The sequence below is a fragment of the Micromonospora sp. NPDC049049 genome (assembly GCF_040649115.1).
Taxonomy (GTDB): Bacteria; Actinomycetota; Actinomycetes; order Mycobacteriales; family Micromonosporaceae; genus Micromonospora.
In genome coordinates this window covers 1-25452 of sequence record NZ_JBEZEX010000037.1, presented here as the reverse complement: position 1 = coordinate 25452, position 25452 = coordinate 1, and the positions used below count along the sequence as shown (strand labels likewise).

The 25452-nt window shown below is 71.7% G+C and carries 25 protein-coding genes; 18 read left to right on the top strand and 7 right to left on the bottom strand.

What is annotated here, in order from left to right; genetic code table 11:
• The first annotated feature begins 10 nt into the window (after positions 1 to 10).
• Positions 11 to 478, top strand: coding sequence for a phage holin family protein (locus AB0B68_RS27985; RefSeq protein WP_355009311.1), 468 nt, complete (start codon positions 11 to 13; stop codon positions 476 to 478).
• Entirely contained in the window at positions 475 to 1092 is a 618-nt protein-coding gene (locus AB0B68_RS27980; RefSeq protein ID WP_355009310.1) for a DUF3618 domain-containing protein, read from the top strand. Before AB0B68_RS27985 ends, AB0B68_RS27980 begins: the two co-directional genes overlap by 4 nt.
• Positions 1093 to 1197: 105 nt before the next feature.
• Here the strand turns inward: AB0B68_RS27980 and AB0B68_RS27975 are convergent, their stop codons facing one another.
• Together AB0B68_RS27975 and AB0B68_RS27970 are read right to left on the bottom strand one after the other, a co-directional pair.
• Positions 1198 to 2226: a glycosyltransferase gene (locus AB0B68_RS27975; protein WP_357263820.1), complete on the bottom strand. Its 1029-nt coding sequence runs from the start codon at positions 2224 to 2226 to the stop codon at positions 1198 to 1200.
• 4 nt (positions 2227 to 2230) lie between these two features.
• Entirely contained in the window at positions 2231 to 3508 is a 1278-nt protein-coding gene (locus tag AB0B68_RS27970) for a cytochrome P450 (RefSeq protein ID WP_357263817.1), read from the bottom strand.
• A gap of 141 nt (positions 3509 to 3649) precedes the next feature.
• On the opposite strand from AB0B68_RS27970, the gene AB0B68_RS27965 reads away from it, so the two are divergent.
• A complete protein-coding gene (locus AB0B68_RS27965) occupies positions 3650 to 4051 on the top strand; it encodes a hypothetical protein (protein ID WP_357263814.1) in 402 nt (133 codons plus the stop codon).
• A gap of 120 nt (positions 4052 to 4171) precedes the next feature.
• Here the strand turns inward: AB0B68_RS27965 and AB0B68_RS27960 are convergent, their stop codons facing one another.
• On the bottom strand, positions 4172 to 4390 hold the full coding sequence (locus tag AB0B68_RS27960) for a DUF397 domain-containing protein (protein ID WP_124817462.1): 219 nt from the start codon (positions 4388 to 4390) through the stop codon (positions 4172 to 4174).
• A 69-nt stretch (positions 4391 to 4459) separates the two neighbouring features.
• Here AB0B68_RS27960 and pepN point away from each other — a divergent pair, with 69 nt between their 5' ends.
• Positions 4460 to 6976 carry an aminopeptidase N gene (pepN, locus tag AB0B68_RS27955; protein ID WP_357263811.1) on the top strand — a complete coding sequence of 839 codons (2517 nt, stop codon included), beginning with the start codon at positions 4460 to 4462 and terminating at the stop codon, positions 6974 to 6976.
• 86 nt (positions 6977 to 7062) lie between these two features.
• On the opposite strand, the gene AB0B68_RS27950 is transcribed toward pepN, so the two are convergent.
• A complete protein-coding gene (locus AB0B68_RS27950) occupies positions 7063 to 8268 on the bottom strand; it encodes an NAD(P)/FAD-dependent oxidoreductase (RefSeq protein ID WP_357204662.1) in 1206 nt (401 codons plus the stop codon).
• 188 nt (positions 8269 to 8456) lie between these two features.
• The gene (locus AB0B68_RS27945; RefSeq protein ID WP_357263808.1) at positions 8457 to 9173 is read right to left on the bottom strand and encodes a PadR family transcriptional regulator; all 717 of its coding nucleotides are present in this window, start codon (positions 9171 to 9173) and stop codon (positions 8457 to 8459) included.
• 185 nt (positions 9174 to 9358) lie between these two features.
• Between AB0B68_RS27945 and nadD the strand changes: the two genes are divergently transcribed.
• From nadD to AB0B68_RS27890, 11 genes are all read left to right on the top strand, one after another.
• Positions 9359 to 9955: a nicotinate-nucleotide adenylyltransferase gene (gene nadD, locus AB0B68_RS27940; protein WP_355009302.1), complete on the top strand. Its 597-nt coding sequence runs from the start codon at positions 9359 to 9361 to the stop codon at positions 9953 to 9955.
• Between the two features lie 110 nt (positions 9956 to 10065).
• Complete coding sequence (gene rsfS, locus AB0B68_RS27935) at positions 10066 to 10473, top strand: ribosome silencing factor (RefSeq protein WP_238670899.1); 408 nt, start codon at positions 10066 to 10068, stop codon at positions 10471 to 10473.
• Positions 10470 to 11129 carry a histidine phosphatase family protein gene (locus AB0B68_RS27930; RefSeq protein WP_355009300.1) on the top strand — a complete coding sequence of 220 codons (660 nt, stop codon included), beginning with the start codon at positions 10470 to 10472 and terminating at the stop codon, positions 11127 to 11129. The genes rsfS and AB0B68_RS27930 overlap by 4 nt, the downstream gene beginning before the upstream one ends.
• A gap of 48 nt (positions 11130 to 11177) precedes the next feature.
• Complete coding sequence (locus tag AB0B68_RS27925; protein WP_357204667.1) at positions 11178 to 12032, top strand: DegV family protein; 855 nt, start codon at positions 11178 to 11180, stop codon at positions 12030 to 12032.
• A gap of 3 nt (positions 12033 to 12035) precedes the next feature.
• Positions 12036 to 12809, top strand: coding sequence for an SDR family oxidoreductase (locus tag AB0B68_RS27920; RefSeq protein WP_357263805.1), 774 nt, complete (start codon positions 12036 to 12038; stop codon positions 12807 to 12809).
• A 237-nt stretch (positions 12810 to 13046) separates the two neighbouring features.
• Positions 13047 to 13421 (top strand): VOC family protein, encoded by a 375-nt coding sequence (locus AB0B68_RS27915; protein ID WP_112604312.1) that lies wholly within the window; start codon positions 13047 to 13049, stop codon positions 13419 to 13421.
• 161 nt (positions 13422 to 13582) lie between these two features.
• Complete coding sequence (locus AB0B68_RS27910) at positions 13583 to 14416, top strand: helix-hairpin-helix domain-containing protein (RefSeq protein WP_357204674.1); 834 nt, start codon at positions 13583 to 13585, stop codon at positions 14414 to 14416.
• 104 nt (positions 14417 to 14520) lie between these two features.
• Positions 14521 to 16959, top strand: a complete 2439-nt coding sequence (locus AB0B68_RS27905) for a ComEC/Rec2 family competence protein (protein ID WP_357263850.1) — start codon at positions 14521 to 14523, stop codon at positions 16957 to 16959.
• 375 nt (positions 16960 to 17334) lie between these two features.
• Positions 17335 to 18414 carry a hypothetical protein gene (locus AB0B68_RS27900; RefSeq protein ID WP_357263802.1) on the top strand — a complete coding sequence of 360 codons (1080 nt, stop codon included), beginning with the start codon at positions 17335 to 17337 and terminating at the stop codon, positions 18412 to 18414.
• A 164-nt stretch (positions 18415 to 18578) separates the two neighbouring features.
• Positions 18579 to 19559, top strand: coding sequence for a DNA polymerase III subunit delta (gene holA, locus AB0B68_RS27895; RefSeq protein WP_355009295.1), 981 nt, complete (start codon positions 18579 to 18581; stop codon positions 19557 to 19559).
• Complete coding sequence (locus tag AB0B68_RS27890) at positions 19556 to 19978, top strand: hypothetical protein (protein WP_238670907.1); 423 nt, start codon at positions 19556 to 19558, stop codon at positions 19976 to 19978. Before holA ends, AB0B68_RS27890 begins: the two co-directional genes overlap by 4 nt.
• Positions 19979 to 20121: 143 nt before the next feature.
• On the opposite strand, the gene rpsT is transcribed toward AB0B68_RS27890, so the two are convergent.
• On the bottom strand, positions 20122 to 20388 hold the full coding sequence (rpsT, locus tag AB0B68_RS27885; RefSeq protein WP_030491765.1) for a 30S ribosomal protein S20: 267 nt from the start codon (positions 20386 to 20388) through the stop codon (positions 20122 to 20124).
• A gap of 253 nt (positions 20389 to 20641) precedes the next feature.
• On the bottom strand, positions 20642 to 21622 hold the full coding sequence (locus AB0B68_RS27880; protein WP_357204678.1) for a phosphotransferase: 981 nt from the start codon (positions 21620 to 21622) through the stop codon (positions 20642 to 20644).
• Between the two features lie 61 nt (positions 21623 to 21683).
• Between AB0B68_RS27880 and AB0B68_RS27875 the strand changes: the two genes are divergently transcribed.
• The 3 genes from AB0B68_RS27875 (at position 21684) to AB0B68_RS27865 (ending at position 24863) form a co-directional block, all read left to right on the top strand.
• Complete coding sequence (locus AB0B68_RS27875) at positions 21684 to 22220, top strand: DUF4240 domain-containing protein (protein ID WP_357204680.1); 537 nt, start codon at positions 21684 to 21686, stop codon at positions 22218 to 22220.
• Positions 22221 to 22336: 116 nt separating this feature from the next.
• Positions 22337 to 24214: a translation elongation factor 4 gene (gene lepA / locus AB0B68_RS27870; protein WP_091409831.1), complete on the top strand. Its 1878-nt coding sequence runs from the start codon at positions 22337 to 22339 to the stop codon at positions 24212 to 24214.
• A 364-nt stretch (positions 24215 to 24578) separates the two neighbouring features.
• Complete coding sequence (locus tag AB0B68_RS27865; RefSeq protein ID WP_357204683.1) at positions 24579 to 24863, top strand: GlsB/YeaQ/YmgE family stress response membrane protein; 285 nt, start codon at positions 24579 to 24581, stop codon at positions 24861 to 24863.
• Positions 24864 to 25452: the final 589 nt, after the last annotated feature.

Genomic DNA, 25452 nt, shown 5'->3' with positions numbered 1-25452 from the left:
AGGCGACGGCATGAGCATGCCGACGCAGGGGTCCGGACTGGACTCCGGTTACCACCCCGACGCGGGTGCCCCGCACACCGCGGCGGAGGTGAAGGGCAGCTCGCTGGGCGACCTGATGCGTCAGGTCACCACCGACCTGTCGACGCTGATGCGTCAGGAGGTCGAGCTGGCCAAGGCTGAGATCCGCCAGGAGGGCAAGAAGGCCGGCAAGGCCGCAGGCCTGTTCGGCGGTGCCGGCTTCGGTGGCTACATGGTGGCCCTGTTCGTGTCCATCGCCATCTGGCAGTTCCTGGACAACGTCATGGACTCCGGCCTGGCCGCGCTGATCGTGGCAGTGATCTGGGCAGCGGTCGCCGCGGTTCTCTACTCGAAGGCCAAGAAGAACGCCCAGCACGTACGCGGGCTCAAGCAGACGAACGACAGCGTGCAGCGGATCCCTGACGCGCTCAAGCCGCACCCGGAGGGAGTCACCCGATGAGCACCGATCCCGATCAGATCCGCCGGGAGATCGAAGCCACCCGTAACAGTCTCAGCTCCGACGTGGACGCGCTGGCGTACAAGGTCAGCCCGAGCCGCATCGTCGACGACCGTAAGCAGCGGGCCCGTTCCGCTCTGCAGAATGTGAGGGACAAGGTCATGGGAACCGCGTCTGACCTCGGCCACGGCACCGGCCAGGCCGCCCACTCGGTGGGTGACCGCGCCTCGTCGGCGGCCTCCAGCGTCAGCGACGCCGCGCACTCGGCGGCGACCACTGTCAGCGACGCCGCGCACAGCGCGCCGCGGGTGATCCGGCAGAAGTCCCAGGGCAACCCTCTCGCCGCCGGCCTGATCGCGTTCGGGGTCGGCTGGCTGGCCTCGTCGCTGATCCCGGCTTCCCGCCGCGAGCAGGAGGCCGCCGCCCAGGTGAAGGCGAAGGTCAGCGAGCACAGCGGGGCGGTGAAGGAGAAGCTGAGCGAGGTGGCCAGCGAGCTGCGCGAGCCGGCCCAGCAGGCCGCCGAGTCGGTGAAGTCCACCGCTCAGGACGCCGTGCACGCGGTCAAGGACGACACGAAGTCCGCCGCCCACCAGGTCAAAGACCACGCCACTCCCTGAAACACCCCCAACCAGCACGACAGCTCGCGGTCACCCTCCGGTGCCCGCGAGCTGTCGCGTTGAGGTCAGCGCCGATCTTGCGGTTTCGGCTGGGGTTCTATGCGTTTACCGGCGGTAATGTCCCAACCGGAAGTGCAAGATCGCGGGGAGTCGTGGGTTTCGCGGGGCGGGGTTGGCGGCTCGACGGATTCGGGTGTCGCCGTAGCGGACGCCGCCCAGCAGGAGGCGTCGGGTGACCGCCAGCCAGCCGCACACACCACGTTCCAGCAGCCAGAGTGGGGCCGCCAGCGCCGTGCCCGGCGGGAACACCCGGGTGCCGCCGGCGCGGCGGCGACCCGTCTCGGCCAGGGCGACGACACCGGCCACCGCGCCGAGCAACAGCCCGGGGCGGCGCGACGCGACCGCCACCGCCGGCAGCACCGCGAGCGCGGTCAGCAGGCGAGCCGGCTGAGCCAGATCGTCGTACGCCTGACGCACTCGTTGACCACGGAAATGCGCGGCGTCCGGAGGTAGTCGGCGGACGTACAGCCAGGCCGGCGTCGCCTCGGTGCCGCCGTACCCGCGCACCGTGCGGATCAGCTCCAGGTTCTCGAAGAGCACGTCCGGGTCGTACCCGCCCATGGCGAGGAAGGTGCTGCGCCGCACGGCGAGGGTGCCCGGGTAGTCCGCCCCGAGCGCCCGGTTGAGCAGGGTGCGGCCGGTGTCCCACCAGGCGTGCCAGGGCAGCGGGTCGAAGTAGTTCTGCGGGCGTACCAGGTCGGCCCGGTCCAGCAGCCGGTGTACCGCGGTCAGCGCGGACTCGTCGTACCGGACGTCGTCGTCGGCGATCACCACGTGCTGGTGCCCGGCCGCGCGGACCCCGGTGTGTACGCCGAGCACCTTGCCGTTGAGCCCACGCTCACCCGGATCCGGTGGAAGGTGCCGGACCAGCCCTCGCCACGCTTCGGCGTGCCGGGCGAAGACAGGCGGAGGTGAGCCGTCGACAACGAGCACCTCCACCCGGTCACCCAGCCAGCGCAGGTAGTCGGTCAGCTCGGTCAGGCCGGTGTCGGTGTCGGTGTCGGTGTGCCAGCGCAGCGGCAGTACGTACGTCATCGGTAGGCGGGTCGGTGGGGCTTCGGTCCGCCGTGTCACGTCGTCACCTCGACCACGCACGATCATCGTCCGTGCGGGAGGAATGGCGGACGTTGGTGAGGGTCAGCCCGAGGGGCGGCAGCGCGGGCATCCGGTGCAGATCCAGGGCCAGGTTCTGGACCGGCACGTCGTAGCGCATGGTGGTGGTCAGGTTGGTGACCGCCCGCTTCATCAGGTCGATGGTGATCCACTCGCCGGCGCAGCGGTGCCCGGCCCAGTGGTCGCCACCGCCCTGCGGGATCAGCTCGTACGGGTCCACCCGGCGGCCGGCGAACCGCTCCGGGCGGAACAGCTCCGGTTGTGGCCAGAGCGTCGGGTGGTGGTTGGTGCCGTAGAGGTCGAGCAGCACCCGTCGACCCTTCGGGAAGTGGTGGCCCTGCCAGTCGAAGGACCGCCGGACCCGGGCCGCCGCCATCGGAAAGAACGGGTAGTAACGGCGTACCTCCTGGACGAAACGCTCGGTGGACTCGTCGTCGTCGCGGACCCGTTCCCGCCAGGCCGGATAATCGTGCAGGGCGAGCGCGGCGAAGGTCATGTACTGGTCGACGGCGACCACCGGGCGCAGCACGTTGAGCAGCTCCACCGCAGCGATCCGCCGGGGCAGGAGGTTGCCGCGCCCGTCCCGGTATTCGGCGATCACGGCCAGGGCGCTGCCGGCCGGCGCCGGGGCGAAACCGACCCGGGTCCGTTCGACGAGGTCGGCGAGCCAGCGTTCGGCGCGGTACCGGGCGATCCGTCCCCGCCAGTGTCGGGGTCCCATCACCGCCGGGGCCTCGATCATGGCGTGCAGCTCGACGGCGCGGCGTTCGACCTGTGACGTGGGCAGCGGTACCCCCGCCCAGGCGCAGACCACCCGGGTCAGCAGCCGACCCAGCTCGTCGTAGAGCGACACCGGACCGGCACGTTCCCAGGCGGCGACCCGGGTCCGCCACTCGTCGTCGAAGAGCTGACCGAGCCGCTGGATCGCCGCTGGCGTCATGATCGACATGAACATGGCCTTGCGGTCGACGTGCTCCGGCCCGTCCAGCCCCTGCACCCCGCCCCTCCCGGTCAGGGTCCGCTGCACGCGCAGCGGCATCGCTGTGGCGCGCTGGAAGCGGTCGTTGTCGTAGAACAACTCCGCCGCCGGCCGGCCCCGCAGGCAGATGGTCGGGGCGAGCAGGATCCGGGTCGTGAAGACGTCGCTGCCGTACCGCTCGCAGCGCTCGCCGATGAACCGGTAGCCGGCGCGGAGCAGCGCGAGGGTGCTGTCCGGGCTGCGGTCGGCCGGCATGGTCGCCATCGGGTCTCCTCACGCGCAGGTGGGGCTGGTCGCGTTTGCCGCTGCGCTTACCCCCGTCGTCGCCGCTGAACCCCGCTCGGCTGGCCCCTCCCAGGGACGGCGGAACCTGGTTTGCTGGTGAAACGAGCACGGGGAGGGCGGATGCGCGACAACAGAGCGCCGCACTGGCGGCAGCGGCGAGTGGCCGGGGCACTGGGCGGAGGCCGCGACGGGCGGTCCCTGATCGGGCCGCCTCGGCGGCCCACCCGTCCGCACCGGTTCTTCACGGTGCACCTGGGCTTCACCGCGCCCGGCCCGGCCGAGGCGCGCGAGCTGGCGGTGGCGTACGCGGAGGCGCTGAGCCTGCTGCGCTCGGAGGTGGCACTCGGTGCGGCGGCCCTGTCACCGGCGGACGCCTGGCAGCGGGCCGAGCGGCTGTTCTGCGGGGCGGTCGGCCCGGACGGAGAGCGCTGCGTCGACGTCGCCGACCATCCCGGTTTCCACCACGCCCCGGGCCCGGGTGGCCTCGGTTGGGGCGACGGCGACGGCCCCGGCGATGGTTGACCACCAGCCCCGGGTGGCCGACCCGGCAGTGCGCCGGCCAACCAGCCAGCGTGGCCGTGCCGGTGTCCCGACCATGGGCACCGGCACGGCGATCCACCACCGACTGGTCGGCGGGCGCGGTCAGTCCAGGTCGAACTCGCCGTCCTGCGCGCCGGCCACGAAGGCGTCCCACTCGGCCTGGGTGAAGACCAGCACCGGCCCGTTCGGCTCGGCCGAGTTGCGCATCCCGATCAGATCGTCGACGAAGGCGACCTCAACGGCGCTGTCGGAGGTGTCCCCCTCGGCCCGCTGCCAGACCGCCCGAGAGAGGTCGAAGTCGCCCTTGGGGTGCTGCGCCATTGTTCTTTCCTCCAGTGCCGAGGGTCGTGTGGTGACCGGGTGCCGATCCCCATCGGGCAGGATAAGCGGATGCCGAGCCTGACCCGTGTAGAGGCGACCGCGCGTGGCGCGGCGATTACTGTCGAGTCCTATCAGGTGGACCTCGACCTGACCGCTGGCGGCGACCTGTTCCGCTCCCGCGTCGAGATCCGGTTCCGGGCCACCGCCGGCGCCGCGACCTTCGTCGAGGTCAGGCCCGTCAAACTGCACGGTGTACGCCTCAACGACCGTGACCTGGACCCCGGCCTGCACACCGACAACCGGTTGCCGCTCGACGGGCTGGCCGAGAAGAACACGCTCGTCGTCGAGGCCGACATGGCGTACTCGAAGACGGGGGAGGGGATGCACCGCTTCGTCGACCCGGCCGACGGCGAGACGTACCTCTATGCCATGTCGTTCCTCGACAACGCGCAGCGCATCTTCGCCGCCTTCGACCAGCCCGACCTCAAGGCGCCGATCACCCTCTCGGTCACCGCGCCGTCGCAGTGGATCGTCGCGGGCAACGCCGAGCTGGCCGCCAACCCGGCCCCCGGGCATTGGGAGTTCGCCCCGAGCGAGCCCCTGGCCACGTACTTCTTCTCGCTGATCGCCGGGCCGTACCACGTCCGGCGGGCCGAGCACGACGGCGTGCCGCTGGGCATCTACTGCCGTCGGTCGCTCGCCGAGCACCTGGATGCCGACGCCGACGAGATCTTCGACGTCACCCGGCAGTGCCTGGACCGGTTCCACCAGCTCTTCACCGAGCGCTACCCGTTCGGCAAGTACGACCAGGCGTTCGTGCCCGAGTTCAACGCCGGGGCGATGGAGAATCCCGGCATCGTCACCTTCCGCGACGACTACGTGTTCCGTTCGGCGGTCACCGACACCGAGCGCGAGCAGCGGGCCACCACCATCGCCCACGAGATGGCGCACATGTGGTTCGGTGACCTGGTCACCATGCGCTGGTGGGACGACCTGTGGCTGAACGAGTCCTTCGCCGAATACCTCGGCACTCGGGTCACCGCCGAGGCGACCCGCTTCGACCAGGCCTGGACGACCTTCGCGATGCGGCGCAAGGCCTGGGGCTACGCCGCCGACCAGCGGCCCTCCACCCACCCGATCGCCCCGCCGGAGGTCGTCGATGCCGAGGCGGGCCTGCTCAACTTCGACGGCATCTCGTACGCCAAGGGCGCCAGCGTGCTGCGGCAGCTGGTCGCGTGGCTCGGCGACGAGGCTTTCCTCGCCGGCCTGAACGCGCACTTCGCCGCACACCGCTTCGGCAACGCCACCCTCGCCGACCTGCTGGCCAGCCTCTCCGCCAGCAGCGGGAGGGACCTGTCCGACTGGGCCGAGCTGTGGTTGCGCCGCCCGCAGGTCAACACGCTGCGTGCCGAGGTCGCCGTGGACGCGGACGGTCTCTACAGCGAGGTGGCAGTGGTGCAGACCGCGCCCGAGTCGTACCCGGTGCTGCGCCCACACCGGATCGGCGTGGGCCGCTACTCGTTGGACGGCAGCGCGCGGCGCGACGAGGTGGACATCGACCCGAACGCCGACGGGGGCCGTACCGTTCTCGGTGCGTTGACCGGCGAGCCGGCGGCCCGGTTGTTCCTGCTCAACGACGGTGACCTCACCTTCGCGAAAGTGCGCCTCGACCCGGCGTCGGCGGCCGTCGTCCCGCAGGTGCTGCCCGCTCTGACCGACCCGCTGGCCCGGGCGGTGCTCTGGCGCGAGGCACTGGACGCGACGATCGACGGCGAGCGGCCGGTCACCGGCCTGGTCGACCTGATGGCCGCCGCGCTGCCCGCCGAGACCGAGGTGATCATCGCGGAGGACGTCCTGACGCTGAGCCGGTCCCTGGTCGACCGCTACCTCGACCCGCTGACCCGCTCCGCGGCGCTGGCCAGGGTCGCGGGGACGTGCCAGCGGCTGCTCGACGGCGCACCGGCCGGGCAGTCGTTGCAGCTCGCCGCCGCACGGGGTTGGATCGCCGCGACCACCGACGCGGATCTGCTCGTCGGTTGGCTCGCCGGCCGGGATGTGCCAGCCGGTCTGAAGGTCGACGCGGAGCTGCGCTGGGCGGTGCTGCGCCGCCTGGTGGTGCTGGGCGCCGCCGGCGAGGCGGAGATCGCCATCGAGGCCGCCGCCGACAACAGCTCCACGGGCGCGGAACGGGCCGCCCACTGCCGGGCGGCGCTGCCCGACCCGGTGGTGAAGCAGGCGACCTGGGAGATCATCGTGCGGGACACCGCGCTGTCCGGTCGGCTGCTGGAGGCGATCGCCGAGGGGTTCTGGCAGCCCGAGCAGGCCGACCTGACCGCCGCGTACGTCGATCGGTACTTCGCGGAGATGCCGGCCGCCGCGCACCTGCGTACCCCCTGGACAGCCGACCGGGTGGCAGCCCTGGCGTTTCCCCGCTACGCCGTGGCGCAGCCCACCCGGGAGGCGGCCGCGGCGCTGCTGGCCCGCGACGACCTGACCCCCGGTCTGCGCCGGGTGGTGACCGACGCCGACGACGACCTGCGTCGCGCGCTGGTCGCCCGGACGGCGGTGGCCGCCGCCTCGGCCTGACCGCTGCCCGCGCCTCCTGACGCCGTGGGTGGCCGGCCCGCGGTGGCCGCTGCGGGGTGGCTGGCCGGCCACCCCGCAGTCACCGCTCAGCGCAGGGCGGGCTCCGCCGTGACCGGCGAGTCCCAGTCGATGACGTAACGCTGCTCGTCGGCGACGGTCTTCTCCGGGTCCAGCACCGTGCGCACCATCAACGGCATCAGCAACGGCATCAGCGTCCGCGCTACCGCACCGGGGGCCTTCGCGTGGTTGATCCGGGCCGCGCGGGCCGCGACCTTCTCGACCCGGGCACGCCGCAGCCGCACGTAAGCGGCGAACGCCGCCTGGACGTCCGGCAGGTCCCGCAGGCAACGAGCGAGTTGCACGGCGCTCTCGATGGCCAGCGACGCGCCCTGCCCCGAACTGTTCGACGGCGCGTGCGCGGCGTCGCCGACCAGCACCATCCGGCCCCGATACCAGTGCGGCACGGGCGGCATGATCTGCAACGACCCGACCACCTGGAGGTCGTCGGCGTTGCTGGTCGCCATCAACTCCCGGCCCGGGTCGTCGTCGCCGTAGGCGGCGCGCAGCGTGTCCAGCCACTGCTCCGCCGGCAGCGCCCGGGCCTCGACGAGGCTCATCGGCCGCTGCTGCGGCAGGTTGGCCCCCCACCGGGTGCCGCCGCCCGGCTCCGGCCAGTACAGGTAGTAGCCGCGCCGGCCGAACGCGAACGTCATCGTGCCCGGCTCGGCGTCCACGTCGTGCCTGGCGACCGCCTCGAAGCCGAGCAGCCCGGTGAACCGGGGGCCCGGCGCGGCCGGGTCGATGAGACCCCGGACCGTGGAGCGGATCCCGTCCGCGCCGACGAGGATGTCCGCGGTCGCGGTGCTGCCGTCCTCGAAACGTGCGATCACGCCCTCGTCGGTCTGCTCGGCGTCGACCAGCCGCTTGCCGTACGCGAACGGCACGCCCTCGGCGAATGCCTGGTCGTGCAGCACCTGGTACAGCTCGGCCCGGTGCACCACGCGCAGCGGCGGCACCCCGGTCAGCGTGGGCATGGCGATGCGACGCCGGCCGACGGCCAGAGCGCTGCGTTCGATCGGTGTGGCGATCGCCGTCACCGCCTCGTGCGCGCCGACCGTACGCAGAGCCGCCACGCCGTTGGGCGCGAGGGCGAGGGTTCCGCCGATGCCGTTGGCCGTGGTCGGGTACGCCTCGTAGACGGTTGCGGTGATGCCGGCGCGGCGCAGCGCGAGCGCTGTCACCGGCCCGGCGATGCCACCGCCGATGACGATCGCGGTTCGTACAGTGGTCATGCTCTCTCCCTGGTGTGGTCGTCGGTGCGCGGGCGCGCCGACCTGGTGTGGTCGGTGCGCGGGTGCGCGGACCTGGGAGGGAGCCCGGTTATCCTCGTGGTTGCCGCTTCGGGCCGGGTGCCTTCCCAGGCGTCGGTTCGGGGTCAGGGCCCCGGTGAGGTGTTGGCGCACCTCGCCGGGGCCGCTCTTCAGCCGGTGGTGTCGGTGCCTGCCTCCGGGGTGGGCTTGTCGGGGTTGGACTTCGGGCCGTGCGCTCTCTCGGCCAACTCGCTCAGTTCGGCCGGCATCTCGCCCGTCTCGTGGAAGGCCCGCCAGGTGTCCAACCCGGGGTAGGTCCCCGAGGTCAGCTCCGCGAGCAGTGCCCGCAGCCAGTCGGCCTCCGCGTTCCGGATGGCGAGGTCGTACTCCGACTCCACCAGGAACAGCCGAGGGATCTCCCGCAGGTGCGTGTCGAGCGTCTCGCGGTCCTGGCGAAGCGCGGCCTCCAGCAGGTCGAGTCGTTGCCGCAGCAGGCCGGTGGCCTCGTCCGGGTGCAGCGCGGCGAGCACTGACAACCCGGCCCGGAAACGGGGATGCTCCGCCATCGGGGTGGAGACCAGCTCGCGGGCCCAGTCGACCAGCTCCGTCCGACCGGCGTCGGTGATCCGGTAGACGGTTCGTTCCGGACGTCGGCCCTCGCGCACGTTCTCCACCGCCTCGATGAGGTGGTGTTTGTCCAGGTTGCCGATCACCGTGTAGAAGGACCCCCACTTGAAGTCCATGTCCTGGTCCTTGCCCCAGGCCCGCAGTGCGGTGGCGATCTCGTACGGGTGCATCGGCCGCTGGACCAGGGCGGACAGCACGGCCAGCGCCAGCAGGTTGCCGACCTTGCGCCGCTTCGGCACTGTGACCCCCTCGCTCGTCAACGGATACTCGTCGACGAATATACGCTGACGGGCGAAAAACTGCGACCCCCTGCAAGCTGAGCCGAGTCGATCACCGTGCGGCGTCGGGCTGGTCACGGCGCGCTGGACCGTGGGCTGGAGTGAGGTGACGTACGGCGGGGACGGGCCGGGACGGTCGGCCACGACGCTCGGCCTACGATCATCGGGTGGAGGAAGATATCCGGCGGATCGGGATCATGGGTGGCACCTTCGACCCGATCCACCACGGGCACCTCGTCGCGGCCAGCGAGGTGGCGGACCGGTTCGGCCTGGACGAGGTGGTCTTCGTGCCCACCGGGCAGCCGTGGCAGAAGGCCGACGAGCCGGTCAGCCCGGCCGAGGACCGCTACCTGATGACGGTGATCGCCACCGCCTCCAACCCCCGCTTCCAGGTCAGCCGGGTCGACATCGACCGTAGTGGGCCGACCTACACGGTCGACACGCTGCGTGACCTTCAGGCCGAGTACGGACCGAAGGTGCAGTTGTTCTTCATCACCGGCGCGGACGCCCTGCAACGCATCCTGTCCTGGAAGGACCTGGATGAGATCTTCGAGTTGGCCCACTTCGTCGGCGTGACCCGGCCCGGTTTCCCGCTGAGCGACAAGCACCTCCCGGCGGACACCGTCAGCCTGATCCAGGTGCCCGCGATGTCCATCTCGTCGACCGACTGCCGCGCCCGGGTCGCCCGAGGCGAGCCGGTCTGGTACCTGGTGCCGGACGGTGTGGTGCAGTACATCGCCAAGCGGAGCCTCTATCAGCGCTGAGGACGCCCGTTATGACCAGGTTCGTGGCGCTAACCGACCAGAACTGGACGATCGGGGTGCCGCCGGGTATGAGACGCTTGGAGCATCGCACGCTTGATCGAAGGAGAACGGTGACAGTTTCCGAACGCGCTCACGAGCTGGCTATCGCTGCCGCCCAGGCCGCCGCCGACAAGAAGGCGCAGGACATCACGATCATCGACGTCGGCGACCAGCTCGCCATCACCGACGCGTTCGTGCTCGCCGCTGCCCCCAACGAGCGTCAGGTGCTGGCCATCGTCGACGCCATCGAGGAGAGCCTGCTGGAGCTTCCGGAGAAGGCGAAGCCGGTGCGGCGCGAGGGCGAGCGTGGTGGCCGCTGGGTGCTGCTCGACTACGTCGACGTCGTGGTGCACGTCCAGCACACCGAGGAGCGCGAGTTCTACGGGCTCGACCGCCTCTGGAAGGACTGCCCCACCATCCCGTTCGTCGATCGCGACCTGGTCGAGGCCGACGCCAGCGGGTCCGCCGCCGCCGAATGACCCGACTGATCGTCTGGCGGCACGGCAACACCGACTGGAACGCCGCCAACCGCGTCCAGGGGCAGCTCGACGTACCCCTCAACGAGCGTGGTCGCGACCAGGCTCGCGCCGCCGCGCCGCTGCTCGCGGCGCTGCGGCCCGACGCCATCGTGGCCAGCGACCTGAGCCGCGCCGCGGAGACCGCCGCCGCGCTCGCCGCGCTGACGGGCCTGCCGGTCCGCACCGACGCCCGGCTGCGCGAGCGGCACTTCGGCCAGTGGCAGGGTCTACACCTCACCGAGGTCGCCGAGCGATTTCCCGACGAGTACGCGCGCTGGCGGGCCGGCGACCCGGACCCGGGCGCGGATCTGGAGCCCCTGCACGACCTCGGCGAGCGGGTCGGTGCCGCGCTGCGGGAGGCGGCCGAGGCCGCAGCCGGCGGCACGGTGGTGATCGCCACCCACGGTGGCGGCTCCCGACAGGGCATGGGTCATCTGCTCGGCTGGGACACCGGTGTGCTGCGTTCCGTCGGCTCGTTGGCCAACTGCCACTGGAGTGAGCTACGGCACGACGACCGTGCGCCGGCCATCGGGCGTCCGCAGGACGTCAGTGGCTGGCAGTTGCGGGCGCACAACGTCGGCCTGATCACCGCCCCGGTCGCCGTCGACGCGGTCTGAGCACTCGCGCCTCGGCGTTCGCGGCCTCGATCGGCTAGCGTGCCGGGCATGCCCGTCGCGGTTGTCATCGACTCCACCGCCTACCTTCCGTCCGAGCTGGTGCAGGCGCACCGGCTGACCGTCGTGCCGTTGACCGTCGTGCTCAACGGCGCGGAAGGGCTGGAGGGGGTGGAGACCCAGCCGGCCGACGCCACACGGGCGTTGAGCGCCCGCCGGGTCACCGCGACCACCTCCCGCCCGGCACCCGAGCAGTTCGCCCGCACGTACCGCCGACTGCTCGACGCCGGCGCCGACGGGATCGTCTCGGTGCACATCTCCGCCGCGCTGTCCGGCACGGTGGAGGCTGCCCGGCTCGCCGCCGCCGACCTGGACGGCCGGGTCGAGGTGGTGGACAGCCGCTCGGCGGGCATGGGGCTGGGCTTTCCGGCCATCGCCGCCGCCACCGCCGCCGAGGCCGGCCACGACCTTGCCGCCGTACGCGACGCGGCGCTCGCCGCCATCGCCCGCACCACGGTCTGGTTCTACGTCGACACGCTGGAGTTCCTCCGCCGGGGCGGCCGGATCAACGCCGCCGAGGCGTTGGTCGGCACCGCGCTGTCCGTCAAGCCGATCATGCACATGCCGGACGGGGCGATCGTGCTGCGCGAGAAGGTTCGCACCGCCAGCCGGGGAGTGGCGCGTCTCGTCGACCTGGCCGTCGAGGCGGCCGACGGCGACGACGTGGACCTCGGGGTGCACCACCTGGCCGCGCCGCAACGGGCCGAGGCGTTGCGCGCCGCACTGACCGAGCGGTTCGGCGACCGGCTGCACGACACGTACGTCTCCGAGGCCGGTGCCGTCGTCGCCGCGCACGCCGGACCGGGCCTGGCCTGCGTGGTCGTCCACCGCCGGCCGGAGGGCTGAGCGGTGTCCACCGCACAGGTGGTGACCGGAGGCGGTCGCGGTGTCGGCCGGGCCGTGGTGGAACGGCTGCTGGCGACGGGCGCCACCATCGTCGTACTGGAACGCGACGCCGACGCGGTCGACTGGTTGGCCGACCATCCGGCCGCCGATCGGCTCGTCGCGGTGGTCGGCGACGCCGCCGACGAGCAGGTGGCCGAGCACGCCGCCGAACTGGCGGACCGCGCCGCGCCGCTGACCGGCTGGGTGAACAACGCAGCGGTGTTCCGCGACGCCACGCTGCACTCCGCGTCGGCCGACACGGTACTGGACCTGATCGGGTTGAACCTGCGGCCAGCCGTGGTGGGCGCCGCGGTCGCCGTCCGCCGCTTCCTGGCCCGCGAGGCCGGCGGCGCGATCGTCAACGTCTCGTCGCACCAGGCCCGTCGACCGGTGTCCGGTGCCCTGCCGTACGCGACGGCGAAGGCCGCGGTGGAAGGGCTGACCCGGGCGCTGGCAGTCGAGTACGGGCGGCACGGCATCCGGGCCAACGCGGTAGCGCTCGGCTCGATCGCCACCGAGCGGCACGCCGCATTCCTCGCCACCCAGGAGCCCACCCAGGCCCAGTGGATCGACGCCGAGCTGACCCGGCTGCACCCGGTGGGCCGCATCGGGCGGGCCGACGAGGTGGCCGAGGCGGTCGCGTACCTGCTGTCACCGGCGGCGAGCTTCATCAACGGAGTGACGTTGCCGGTGGACGGCGGACGGGCCGTGCTCGGCCTCGACCCAGAGGCCCGCTGACCGTTCTCGTCGCTCCGCTGCTCCGCGCCGCTGTGTTAGCCTCCGTGCGCGCCCCAGATGGGCCTACCCCCCGGAGGTTCTGGCTACTTCAGCCACCACGCCGAGATCGACGCGACGCGTCTCTCGTGCGGGATCCGGGGCGTCGGTGCCCTCGGGGCTTCGTCATCTGCGGGGTGGGGTGAACGCTGCTGGGCCTCCGGTCGGGTCTTCGGATCGACCGGGAAGAAGACGATACGGATGACAGTCACGTTCAACCACACCATCATCGCCAGCAAGGACAAGAGCGCCTCCGCGGCGTTCTACCGGGAGCTGTTCGAGCTGCCGGAGGCACCGTCGTGGGGGCCGTTCGCCAACGTCCAGCTGGACGAGGGTGTGCTGCTCCAGTTCGCCGAGCCGCCGGTGGACATCCAGATGCAGCACTACGCGTTCCTCGTCGACGATGAGTTGTTCGTGCGGTGCCTGGCGTTCGTCGAGGGGCGTGGCATCACGTACTGGGCCGACCCGCAGCTGAAGCGGGAGGGCGAGACCAACACCGAGCACGGTGGACGGGGCTTCTACTTCTTCGACCCGGCGGGACACGCCATCGAGATCATCACCCGCCCGTACCTGTAGCAGGCCCGTCGGCCGGTCGGGCGCTGTCGCCCCACCGGCCCCGTCAGCCTTACGCATAACAGATCGACGCATGATCAGGGCGCTGTCCACAGTGGCGATGGTTGTCCACAGGACGAGCCGGTCAGCCTCCACCGTCCCGGCCGCCGCCATAGCGTCGCGCTGTGTCGCACGACGAGGAGACAGAGGTACGCCAGCGCCTGCGCCGGCTGACGGAGCCGGCCGTCGCACCGCCGCCCCGGCCGGAGACGCCGCACGCGGGCGTACCCCCGTCGTCCCTGATCGGTGCGCTGCCGACGGACGCGTTGTCCTTCCCGCCTTCCCTGCCGGTCGTGGCGCCGGCTGCGGACGGCCCGGCGGTCCGGCCGGAGTCGCGGCTACCGGGCCCGGGCGCGTTCGATCCCGGGCGGCGGGGTGTGCGGGCGTTGGCGGTCGTCGCCGTGGTGGTGGTGTTGGGCGCTGCCGGTTGGGCCTGGCGCTCGCGGCCGCAGTCGGAGCCGGTCGCCCCGCTGGTCGCCGAGGCCGCGTCGGCAGCACCCTCGGGTGAGCCGAGCGTGCCCAGCTCCGGCGAGCTGGTGGTGGCGGTCGCGGGCAAGGTCCGAAAACCCGGTCTGGTACGCCTGCCGGCCGGGTCCCGGCTCGCCGACGCGGTGCAGGCGGCCGGCGGCGCGCTCCCGGGGGTCGACGTGGCGTTGCTCAACCCCGCCCGCAAGGTCACCGACGGTGAGCTGATCGTGGTCGGGGTGACGCCACCGCCGGTGCCAGACGGTGCGGCCGGGCCTGCGGCGGGTGGAGGGCCCGCCGCCGGGCCGGTGAACCTCAACACCGCGACACTGGCGCAGCTCGACGCGCTGCCCGGGGTGGGGCCGGTGCTCGCCCAACGGATCCTCACCCACCGGGATCAGCACGGCGGGTTCAAGTCCGTTGGCGACCTACGCCAGGTCGACGGGATCGGCGATGCCCGTTACGAGCAGCTCAAGGACCTGGTGACGGTGTGAGCGAGTCCGCCGTCGCCGCTGACCCACCGCAGGTCGGCGGACCCCAGCCCGCGCCGCCGGCCGGGCCTACTCAGGCCGCGCCGCCGGCTGGGCCGGCTCAGGCCGTGCCATCGGCGGCCGGCAGGAGCCTCAGCGGAGCCGACAGGGCTGGGCCGGTTCAGGCCGCACCATCGGCCGGCGGAACCCGGTCGGAGCCGCCGGATCTGCGGCTGGCGGGGCTCGCCGTGGCGGCGTGGCTCACCGCGCTCGCCGGGCTGCATCTCGGCAGCCGCGCGGTTCTGCTAGTGGCCGGCGCGGCGGTCGGTCTGACGGCGATCGGTGCTGTCCACCTGCTCGGCCGTCTCGGCCGTCCCCGAGCCATGGCGCTGCGCTACGGGTGGGTGGCCGTGGCGGTCGGTCTCGGTGTGGTCTGCGGGGGTGCGGCCACCGCCGCCCAGCTCGCCGTGCGCGACGCGCCGGCGATCCGTGCCCTCGCCGAGCAACGCGCGCCGGTCACCGCCGATCTGGTGGTCCGGGACGACCCGCGCCCGATCCGGAGCGCCGGGCGACCGGGGATGCTGCTGGTGTCGACCGAGCTGGTCCGCCTCACCGGCCCGGATGGTCGACGGTTCCACGCGTCGGTGCGGCTACTCGTCCTGGCGACCGACCCGGCGTGGCGGGGCCTGCTGCCCGGGCAGCGCCTCACCGTCGACGGTCGGCTCGGCGTTCCGCGCGGGGGCGATCTCACCGCAGCGGTGCTCAGCACCAATGGCCCACCGGAACGGCACGGCAAGTCGTCCTGGGCGCAGCGCGCCGCCGGCACGCTGCGTACCGGCCTGCAACGGGCCTGCGCGCCGCTGCCCGATGACCCCGGCGGGCTGCTGCCCGGTCTGGTGGTGGGCGACACCAGCCGGCTCCCACCCGCCGTCGAGGCGGACTTCCAGGCCACCGGGATGACCCACCTCAATGCGGTTTCCGGCTCCAACGTCGCGATCGTGGTGGGTGCGGTGTTGTTGCTGGCCCGGTGGTCGCGCGCCGGCCCGTGGCTCGCCGCCGCGCTGTGCGGGGTGGCGCTGGTGGGGTTCGTCATTCTGGTCCGCCCGTCGCCGAGCGTCGTACGGGCCGCCACGATGGGAGCGATCGGGCTCGCCGCGCTCGCCGCCGGTCGACCTCGGGCGGCGCTGCCCGCGCTGGCCGCCGCCGTGACCGTGCTGGTGCTCGTCGACCCCGAGTTGGCCGGGGATCCCGGGTTCGCCCTCTCCGTGCTGGCCACCGGTGGTCTGCTGCTGCTCGCGCCGCGTTGGCGGGACGGACTGCGTCGGCGAGGCGTTCCGCCTGGGCTGGCCGAGGCGTTGGCCGTGCCGGCGGCTGCCCAACTTGCCTGCGGCCCGGTCGTCGCCGGGATCTCCGGCACTGTGAGCCTGGTGGCGGTGCCGGCGAACCTGCTGGCGGTGCCGGCCATCGCGCCAGCGACAGTGCTGGGCGTGCTGGCGGCCATGGTGTCGCCGATCTGGCCGGCCGGCGCCGAGTTCGTCGCGTGGCTGGCGAGTTGGCCGGCCTGGTGGCTGGTGGTCATCGCCCGGCACGGAGCCCGACTGCCAGGTGGCACCCTGCCGTGGCCGGGCGGGGTGCCAGGTGCCCTGCTGCTGACCGGGCTGACCGTCGCGCTGCTGATCGCGGTGCGCCGGCCACTCGTACGCCGGCTGGTGGCCGTGGTCGGGGTCGCCGCCGTGCTGGGTGCCCTGCCGGTTCGACTGGTAGCCGCCGGCTGGCCGCCCGCCGGTTGGGTGGTGGTGGCCTGCGCGGTGGGGCAGGGCGACGCCCTGGTGCTCCCGGTCGACCCCGGCCGGGCCGTGGTGGTGGATGCCGGGCCGGAACCGGGTGCGGTGGACGGTTGCCTACGTCGGCTCGGCGTACGGGAGGTGCCCCTGCTGGTGATCAGTCACTTCCACGCGGACCACGTGGGCGGGGTGGCCGGGGTGTTCCGGGGACGGCGGGTGGGTGCCGTGCTGACGCCGTCGTCCGCCGACCCGGAGAGCGGTCGGGACCTGGTTCGGGCGGCGGCCACCGGCGGGCGGGCCGCGCTGCTGACCACAGTGGCCGGCGCTCGTCACCCGGTCGGCGGGGTCGACCTGCTGGTGCTCGGCCCGCCGTACCCGCTGGCCGGGACCAGGTCCGACCCGAACAACAACTCGCTGGTGCTGCGCGCCACAGTGGCCGGGGTGCGGATCCTGTTGGCCGGCGACGCGGAGACCGAGGAGCAGCACGCGATGGTGGCGCGGGCGGCCCCCGGCGAGTTACGGGCGGACGTGTTGAAGGTCGCGCACCACGGTTCGGCGTACCAGGACCAGGGTTTCCTCGATGCGGTGCGGCCGGCGGTGGCACTCGTGCCGGTGGGCACGGGCAACACCTACGGGCACCCGAGTCCGCGGCTGCTCGCCCAACTGGGCAGGGGCGGCGTGCGGGTGCTGCGTACCGACACGGACGGCGACGTGGCGGCGGTCCGGACGGACAGCGGTCTGGCGGTAGCCCGGCGAGGCGTGCCCGCAGGCCGGCAGCCATGACTCGCGGGCCAACAGTCCGGCCCACGGACCAACAGCCTTGGGTCACGGGCTGGCAGTCCTGATCCGCGCTGACCGTCGGTCGCTGGTCGAAACGGATCGTCGACTTGAATTCGGTCCGAAAGTGGCGTGGCGAGCTCGGCATCTGCATTGCTACTGGAGCCAGAGGACAGGATCTCTCGTTGAACGCTGAACGCTGAACGCTGAACGCTGAACGCTGATCGCGGTTCAAGGTCTCGGCCCCAGCATACGGAGCGGACCGGGTCGCAGTCGTCAGCCTCAGAGTGGATCTTTCTTGGGTCGGGCTTTACTACCGTGGTCTGTCGATACCTGCGACGCACGGTGAGAGTGTGATGCGTTTCAAAAGGAGGAAGTGGCATGGAGCTGACGCATCAGAGGCTGCCGGCCCAGATCGGTGGTCGCATCGAGAGGGTGGAGGCCCTGATGCACAACGAGGGCAACGCCGCGACCGGCGGAATCTGGCGGGTATACGGTCCAGCCGGCAGCGCCGTGCTCAAGGTCGCCAGGCCACCCGCCTCCGAACCTGTCGGCTCTCCCTCCTGGCAGACCAGCGACGAACCTACCCACTGGAACTACTGGCAGCGGGAAGTGCTCGCCTACACCACCGGATTCGCAGCCAACGCCTACGCCGACGCTGGCATTACGGCTCCCGCACTGTTGGAGGTCAGTCAGCGGCCTGACGGCGCGATCGAGTTGTGGTTGGCCGACGCCAAGGGCGCGCCCGGAATGTCATGGCCGGTGCCACGATTGGCGCACTTTGCGCGGCAGTTGGGTGTGGCGCAGGCGCGATGGGTTGACCGGGTACCGGAGTTGCCCTGGCTGTCGCGCCGCTGGCTCGCTCAGTACCAGGCCAACGGACCCGGCCGTGGCGTCTGGATCAGCGGCGACGAGCACTGGAACCACGGAGTAGCCGCAGCCTGGCCGGACGCCGTGCGCGCTCAACTCCGACAGCTCTGGGCTCAACGGCATGCGATCCTCGCCGTCGCCGAAGCGACCCCTCGAACGGTCTGCCACCTGGACGTCTGGCCGACCAACCTCATTGAGGACGACGGGAGCACCGTGCTGTTGGACTGGGCGTTCACCGGCGAAGGAGGTATCGGCGAAGATGCCGCCAACCTCATCGTGGACAGCGTTGCCGACGGACTGATGGACGCTGCCCTGCTCCCCGACATCGCCGCCGCCGTTACCGAGGAGTACATCAACGGCCTCCACGATGGTGGCTGGCATGGCGCCCCGGACACCGTCCGCCACGCGATTGCTGCCTGCGGCGCGGCGAAATACTCCTGGTTCGCGCCACTTGCGCTCGGCCGCGTGATCCGCTCCGGCACCTTCGGCCATCCACAGTACGGCCGTGACAGCTCAGGAGTATCCGCGTTACAACGACTCCAAGGCCTCGTCGTACAACTCGCAAACTGGTCCCGGACAGCCCTGTCCTGACCAGCGCCGGCCGCCCGGTCGCTGATCGACTCGGGAATCGCTGAATCGGGCGACTTGCGGATTAAGCGGGTAATCGAGTCGTATGTCTGGATTTGCGCTGTGTGCGGGCTGCGCCGATCAAGCAGCGAATGAGCAGGCACGATCCCGCCGCAGGCCGTGCGAATATGGGCGGCGTGACCCCCGCCAGCCTCGCCCCCATTCTGCTCGTCCTCGGTGACGAGGAGCTCCTCGCCACGCGCGCGGTCACCGAAGCTGTCGCGAAGGTTCGCAGTGTCGACCCCGAGGTGGATGTCCGCGAGTACCAGGCCAGCGCGCTCACCGTCGGCGAGATCGCCGAGATGCTCAGCCCCTCGCTGTTCGGCGGGCGGCGGCTGCTGATCCTGCGCTCCGGCCAGGACGCCCGCAAGGACCTGGTCGCCGCGCTGTTGGCGTACGCGAAGAATCCCGACCCGGAGGTCCAGCTGCTGGTGCTGCACCTGGGCGGCGCCAAGGGCAAGGCGTTCGCCGACGGTCTGCGGGCGGCTGGCGCGACGGTGGTCCCGGCCGCCAAGCTCAAGGGGCACCGTGACCGGTTGGCCTTCGTCCGCGACGAGATCCGCCGGGCCGGCGGAAAGTGCACCGACGACGCCGCCGAGGCGCTCATCGCCGCGGTCGGCAACGACCTGCGTGAGCTGGCCGCCGCCTGCTCCCAACTTGTCGCCGACACCGATGGGCGGATCAGCGCCGAGACGGTCTCCCGTTACTACCGGGGCCGGGTCGAGGTGACCGGCTTCACGGTGGCGGACGCCACAATGGTCGGCGACGTGCCGGCGGCGCTCGAAGCACTGCGCTGGGCCCTGCACGTCGGGGTCGACCCGGTGCCCATCGCCGATGCTTTGGCGGACGGGGTGCGCACTGTGGCCCGGGTGGCATCGGCCGGCCGGGGTAGCCCGTACCAGCTCGCCAGCAGCCTCGGAATGCCCTCGTGGAAGATCGAGCGGGCGCAGCGGCAGGGGCGGGGCTGGACACCGGAGGGCCTGGTCCGGGCCATGCAGGTCGCCGCCGAGTGCAACGCGGCCGTCAAGGGCGGCTCCGACGACCGGGCGTACGCCCTGGAGCGTGCGGTCTTCTCGGTCGCAGCGGCCCGGCAGGGAAGCGCCAGGTGACGGGGGCGAACCGCCCAGCCTGGGCCACCATTCCCGTGGACGAGGCGCGTTACCGGCCGCTCTACGCCCGACTCCTCGGCCTGCGGTTCGTCAACCCCGGCGGCGTGCTGTGCTTCCTCTTCTTCGAGGGTGCCATCGCCCTGGCGGTGCTGCTCGCCCTCGCCGAGTTGGTCAGCTGGTGGGCGGTGCTGGTGCTGCCGGTCGTGGTGGCCGCCATGGTGAAGCTCAACGACATGGTGGCCGCGATCGTGGTCCGCTCCGCCGCGCTCGTGCCCGAGCAGGAACGGGACCGGTTTCGCCGGCAGATGGAACCGGTGGTGGGCCGGGCCCGGGTGGAGTGGGTCTCGCACAGCGTCCCCGGCGTGGTGATCACCGCCGATCCGGTGCCACCGCCCCGGCGGGCGAATCCGTCAGACTGAGCGCCGCCGCCCGTCGGGCCCTCGCCCGCAACGGCCCGGCTCGGTTGAACACGGCCGGCTCGGTTGAACACGGCCGGCCTCCGGACACACGGAAACCCCGGGCCTGGGGCCCGGGGTTTTCCGAATCAGTCTGACTGAAATCGTCAGGCGGAGAGCGACACCACGCGCTTCGCGATCGCGGACTTGCGGTTCGCGGCCTGGTTGGAGTGGATCACGCCCTTGCTGACGGCCTTGTCCAGCTTGCGCGAGGCGTCCAGCATGAGCGCGGTCGCCTTCTCGACGTCACCGGCCTCGGCAGCCTCGTGGAACTTCCGGACGGCGGTCTTCAGCGACGACTTGACCGACTTGTTGCGCAGCCGGGCCTTCTCGTTCTGCCGGTTGCGCTTGATCTGGGACTTGATGTTCGCCACGCGACAGCCTCGTCTTGATAGCTCGGGTTGGTCAGCTTATTGCGCGTGATGACGAACGTGCGTCATCGCTGCGCGAAGAGCCAGGTTACCAGGTCGCCCGGGACGAGCCAAAACGGCTCGGCCTTTCGCGCGACGGATCCGGCCCGTCGGGGACCAGGCTACGCCCTCGACCACGGTGGCGGCTCACCGCCAGCCCGGCAGCCGGCCGGTCCGCGTCGCCGGGAATCCAGGCCGCCCCCCGGGCCGGTCCGCCTCACCGCCAGCCCTGACGGTGGGCCAGCCAGTCGAGTGACTGCTCGCCGCTCCACCGCTGGTGGGCGGGCAGGTGCGGCGAGGCCGTCGGCGGTGGCGCCGCAGCACCGGTGAGGTAGTAGCCGGCCAACGCCGCCAGGGTCGCGTCCAGCGCGTCCGGGGGCGCGCCGGCGGTGGCCGGGTGCGCGGCGAAGAGCCGGTCCGCGTCCAGCCCGCTGGCGTACGCGGTGAGCAGCAGGCCGGCCAGGTCGAACCAGGCCGGCCCGGAGCAGACCCAGGTCCAGTCGCAGAACCAGGCTCGGCCGTCCGGGCCGATCAGCACGTTGTCGACCCGCAGGTCGCCGTGGACCAGGCCGGTCGCTCCGGCGGCGTACCGGGGGAGGAGAGACTCCAACTCCACCAGCTCGGGCAGCCGGCCGAGCAGTGGCGCGGGCAGTGGTGGTGTCGGCTCCCGACCGGCGGCGACCTCCTCCCACCAAAGGATGTCCGACCGGGCCAGGTCGGCCAGGTGCGGCAGGCCGAGCGCGGTCAGCTCGCCCGGCGGGTCGGCCAGGGCGGCGGCGATACGCGCGTATCCGGCGAGGGTGGCGTCCAACTCGGCGGGCACCCAGGGCAGGTGCGGGGTGTGCCCGTCGACGGCGTCGGTGCAGAGCACGAACCAGCCGGCCGCGGAGAGGGTCCACCGGGGGCGGGGCGCCGGCAGGTCCGCCGGCAGCCGGTCGAGGATCGCGGCCTCCCGGGCGTACCAGTCGACAAGGTGCGGTTGCTCGGCGGCGGGCGCGGCCTTCACGAAGGCCCGACCACCGTCGGCGGTGTCGAGCACGGCGGCGAACCCGCGGGTGAAGCCCGCGCCCGCGACCCGGGCGGTGACCACCGGCGCGCCGAGCCGTTCGGCGACGGCGGCCCGCAGCGCCGCCGGTAACGCCGGCCACGACGGGCGCAGGGCGCTCGCGTGGTACGGCGGCAGCGGGGGAGGGGACATCACACCATGCTGCACCGGGGTACGTGCGCGACGCACGGCGACACTGCCAGACTGCCAAGCCATGAGGACCGAGGACTTCTGGCAGCTGATCGACCAGGCACGGGCCGGCGGCGGGGGTGAGCCTGGCCCGGTCGCCGCGCGAGCCGTGGCGTTGCTCGCCGAGCGCGACCCGGAGGACATCATCGGGTACGCGCGGCACCAGACGCGGGTGCTGGCCGCCTCGCACAAGGCGGATCTGTGGGGTGCGGCGTACCTGATCAACGGTGGTGCCTCGGCTGAGGGTTTCGAACACTTCCGGGGCTGGCTGATGACCCAGGGTCGGGCCGTCTTCGCCGGCGCGGTCACCGAACCGGACTCGCTGGCCGAACTGCCCCAGGTGCGGGCGGCCTCGCTCAGCGGCGAGGAGTTCTCCGCCGAGCAGATGCTCTCGGTGCCGTGGGACGCGTACCGCAAGGCCACCGCTACCGAGTTGCCGGCGGACCGCGACCCGGTGCGGACGCCGGATCTCAACGACTTCTGGGACTTCGACGACGAGGACGAGGCGCGTCGCCGGCTGCCCCGGCTGGCCGCGCTCTTCGTCGAGCCGCCGATGGAGTGAGGGGTCCTCGGGTCGTTCCATCGCCCGCGCAGTGGGTGCACCCCGGCGGCGTGGGAACATAGAGGGGGTCGGCGGCGCGCCGGCCTGTTCACGTCAGCCGACCAGAACGGACCGCTGTGCCACCGAAGCTCGATCCCGGCGCGAACGCCCCTGGTGCCACCGACCCCGGTCGCATCCGGAACTTCGGCATCATCGCCCACATCGACCACGGGAAGTCGACCCTGGCCGACCGGATGTTGCAGCTCACCGGTGTGGTCGACCCGCGGCAGATGCGCGCGCAGTACCTGGACCGGATGGACATCGAGCGCGAGCGCGGCATCACCATCAAGAGCCAGGCCGTCCGCATGCCGTGGACCATCCGCGAGGGTGAGCGGGCTGGTGAGCAAGCGGTGCTCAACATGATCGACACCCCGGGGCACGTGGACTTCACGTACGAGGTGTCCCGGTCGTTGGCCGCCTGTGAGGGTGCCGTGCTGCTGGTCGACGCCGCGCAGGGCATCGAGGCGCAGACCCTGGCCAACCTCTACCTGGCCCTCGAGAACGACCTGCGCATCATCCCGGTGCTCAACAAGATCGACCTGCCGGCCGCGCAGCCGGAAAAGTACGCCGAGGAGTTGGCCCACCTGATCGGCGGCGACCCGGCCGACTGCATCCGGGTCTCCGGCAAGACCGGCGAGGGCGTTCCGTACCTGCTCGACGAGATCGTCCGGCAGTTCATCCCACCGGTCGGTGACGCCGTGGCGCCCGCCCGGGCAATGATCTTCGATTCGGTGTACGACGTCTACCGTGGCGTCGTCACGTACGTGCGGGTCATCGACGGTCGGATCAGCGCCCGCGACCGGATCAAGATGATGTCCACCGGCGCGGTGCACGAGCTGCTGGAGATCGGTGTCATCTCACCCGAGATGGTCAAGGCCGAGGCGCTCGGCGTCGGCGAGGTCGGCTATCTGATCACCGGTGTGAAGGACGTCCGGCAGTCCCGGGTCGGTGACACCGTCACCATCAACAGCCGGCCGGCGGCCGAGGCGTTGGGTGGCTACAAGGACCCGAAGCCGATGGTCTACTCCGGCCTCTACCCGATCGACGGGTCCGACTACCCCAACCTGCGCGAGGCGTTGGACAAGCTCAAGCTCAACGACGCCGCCCTCGACTACGAGCCGGAGACCTCCGGCGCGCTCGGGTTCGGCTTCCGCTGCGGCTTCCTCGGCCTGCTCCACCTGGAGATCATCCGGGAGCGGCTGGAGCGCGAGTACAACCTCGACCTGATCTCCACCGCGCCCAACGTCGTCTACCGGGCGATCACCGACGACGGCGAGGAAATCGTCGTCACCAACCCGAGCGAGTACCCCACCGGCAAGATCGCCGAGGTGTACGAGCCGGTGGTCCGGGCCACGGTGCTGACGCCCAACGACTACGTGGGCGCGGTCATGGAGCTCTGCCAGGGCCGGCGCGGCACCCTGCTCGGCATGGACTACCTCTCCGCCGACCGGGTGGAGCTGCGCTACACGCTGCCCCTCGCGGAGATCATCTACGACTTCTTCGACCAGTTGAAGAGCCGTACCAAGGGCTACGCCTCACTCGACTACGAGCCCTCCGGCGAGCAGGCGTCCGACCTGGTGAAGGTGGACATCCTGCTGCACGGCGAGCCGGTGGACGCGTTCAGCGCCATCGTGCACAAGGACAAGGCGTACAACTACGGGGTCACCATCGCCGCCAAGCTGCGCACCCTGATCCCGCGCCAGCAGTTCGAGGTGCCGATCCAGGCGGCCATCGGCAGCCGGGTCATCGCTCGGGAGACCATCCGGGCGATCCGTAAGGACGTGCTCGCCAAGTGCTACGGCGGTGACATCAGCCGTAAGCGCAAGCTGCTGGAGAAGCAGAAGGAAGGCAAGAAGCGGATGAAGATGGTCGGCCGGGTCGAGGTGCCGCAGGAGGCCTTCATCGCCGCCCTCTCCTCCGACTCCGGCGACGGCAAGGCCGCCGGCAAGAAGTAGTTCGTACCGCCGTACGCGCCCGGGTGCCATCCGCACCCGGGCGCGTCGCGTTTCGGGGTGCGCTCGCCCACCCTGGCCCCGGTGCGCCGCCGTGCCTGCCGGCCGCCGAGCGCTGCGGTTCGGTGCGTGCGACCACCCGTGCGGAAATTTTTTCGGTCGTTGCCGCGGGGTTGGTGGATCGAGGAGATGGGCTCCTACCTGTGTGGACGTACTCCCGCGCCAACCGACGCACCTCCGAAGCATTGACAACCGGCGTTGTCTTTTGAGGTGAGTCGGTTTGGGCTTTCGGTGGGTCGGGCACTTAGTCGTCACGACAGGAAGCACACACCTCGTGTGTCAGACATTCTTTTGAAGGAGGGCGACCGTGGAGTTCACCGTGTGGGGCATCATCACTGCGATCGTTGTTGGTCTCATCGTCGGCGCGCTCGGCCGCCTGGTCGTCCCGGGTAAGCAGAACATGCCGATCTGGCTGCACATGCTGATCGGTATCGGCGCGGCCCTGCTGGGCACCGTCCTGGCCCGGGCCATCGGCATCGCGACCGAGACGAACGGCATCGACTGGGGCGAGCTGCTGGTGCAGGTCGTGCTGGCCGCGATCGCTGTCGCGCTGGTGGCCGGTGTGGGTGGCCGCCGCCGCGTGACCCGGTAACACCAGCAACTCGTAGCATCGCAACACTTTCGAGGGGCGCTCGGCCATCAGGCCGGGCGCCCCTCGGTGCTTGATCGAGTTCGATCGACGAGGGTCTGATCCGGCGAATCGCTGCGTCCGACCCGGTCGCCGTGTCGTCCAGCCCTCCGCGCGCGCCGCGTCCTGCGTCCTGCGCCTTTGTCCGGCGCCCGTGTCCTGCACCCCCGCGTCCGGCGCCCCGTGTCCTGCCCCCGCGTCCGGGCGCCCCGTCCAGCGCCAAGATCGCGCATCATCCTGGTTGTAGTGGCCTCCACCTGGCCGCGATACCACCACAACCAGGATGGAGCACGATCTTGGGTGCGATACGGGACGGGCGCACTGGAGCGTGAGCGCGAGACGCGGTTCGAGCAGTACCGCGGAGTCACGGAGTCACCCCGACCGGGCCGATCTTGCACTTTCTGCTGCGATATTTCCGGCATCCCACTCCTATCGACCACCGAAAGTGCAAGATCGGCGGGCGCGGGGCGCGGGGCGCGGGGCGCGGGGCGCGGGGCGCGGGGCGCGGGGCGCGGGGCGCGGGGCGCGGGGCGCGGGGCGCGGGGCGCGGGGC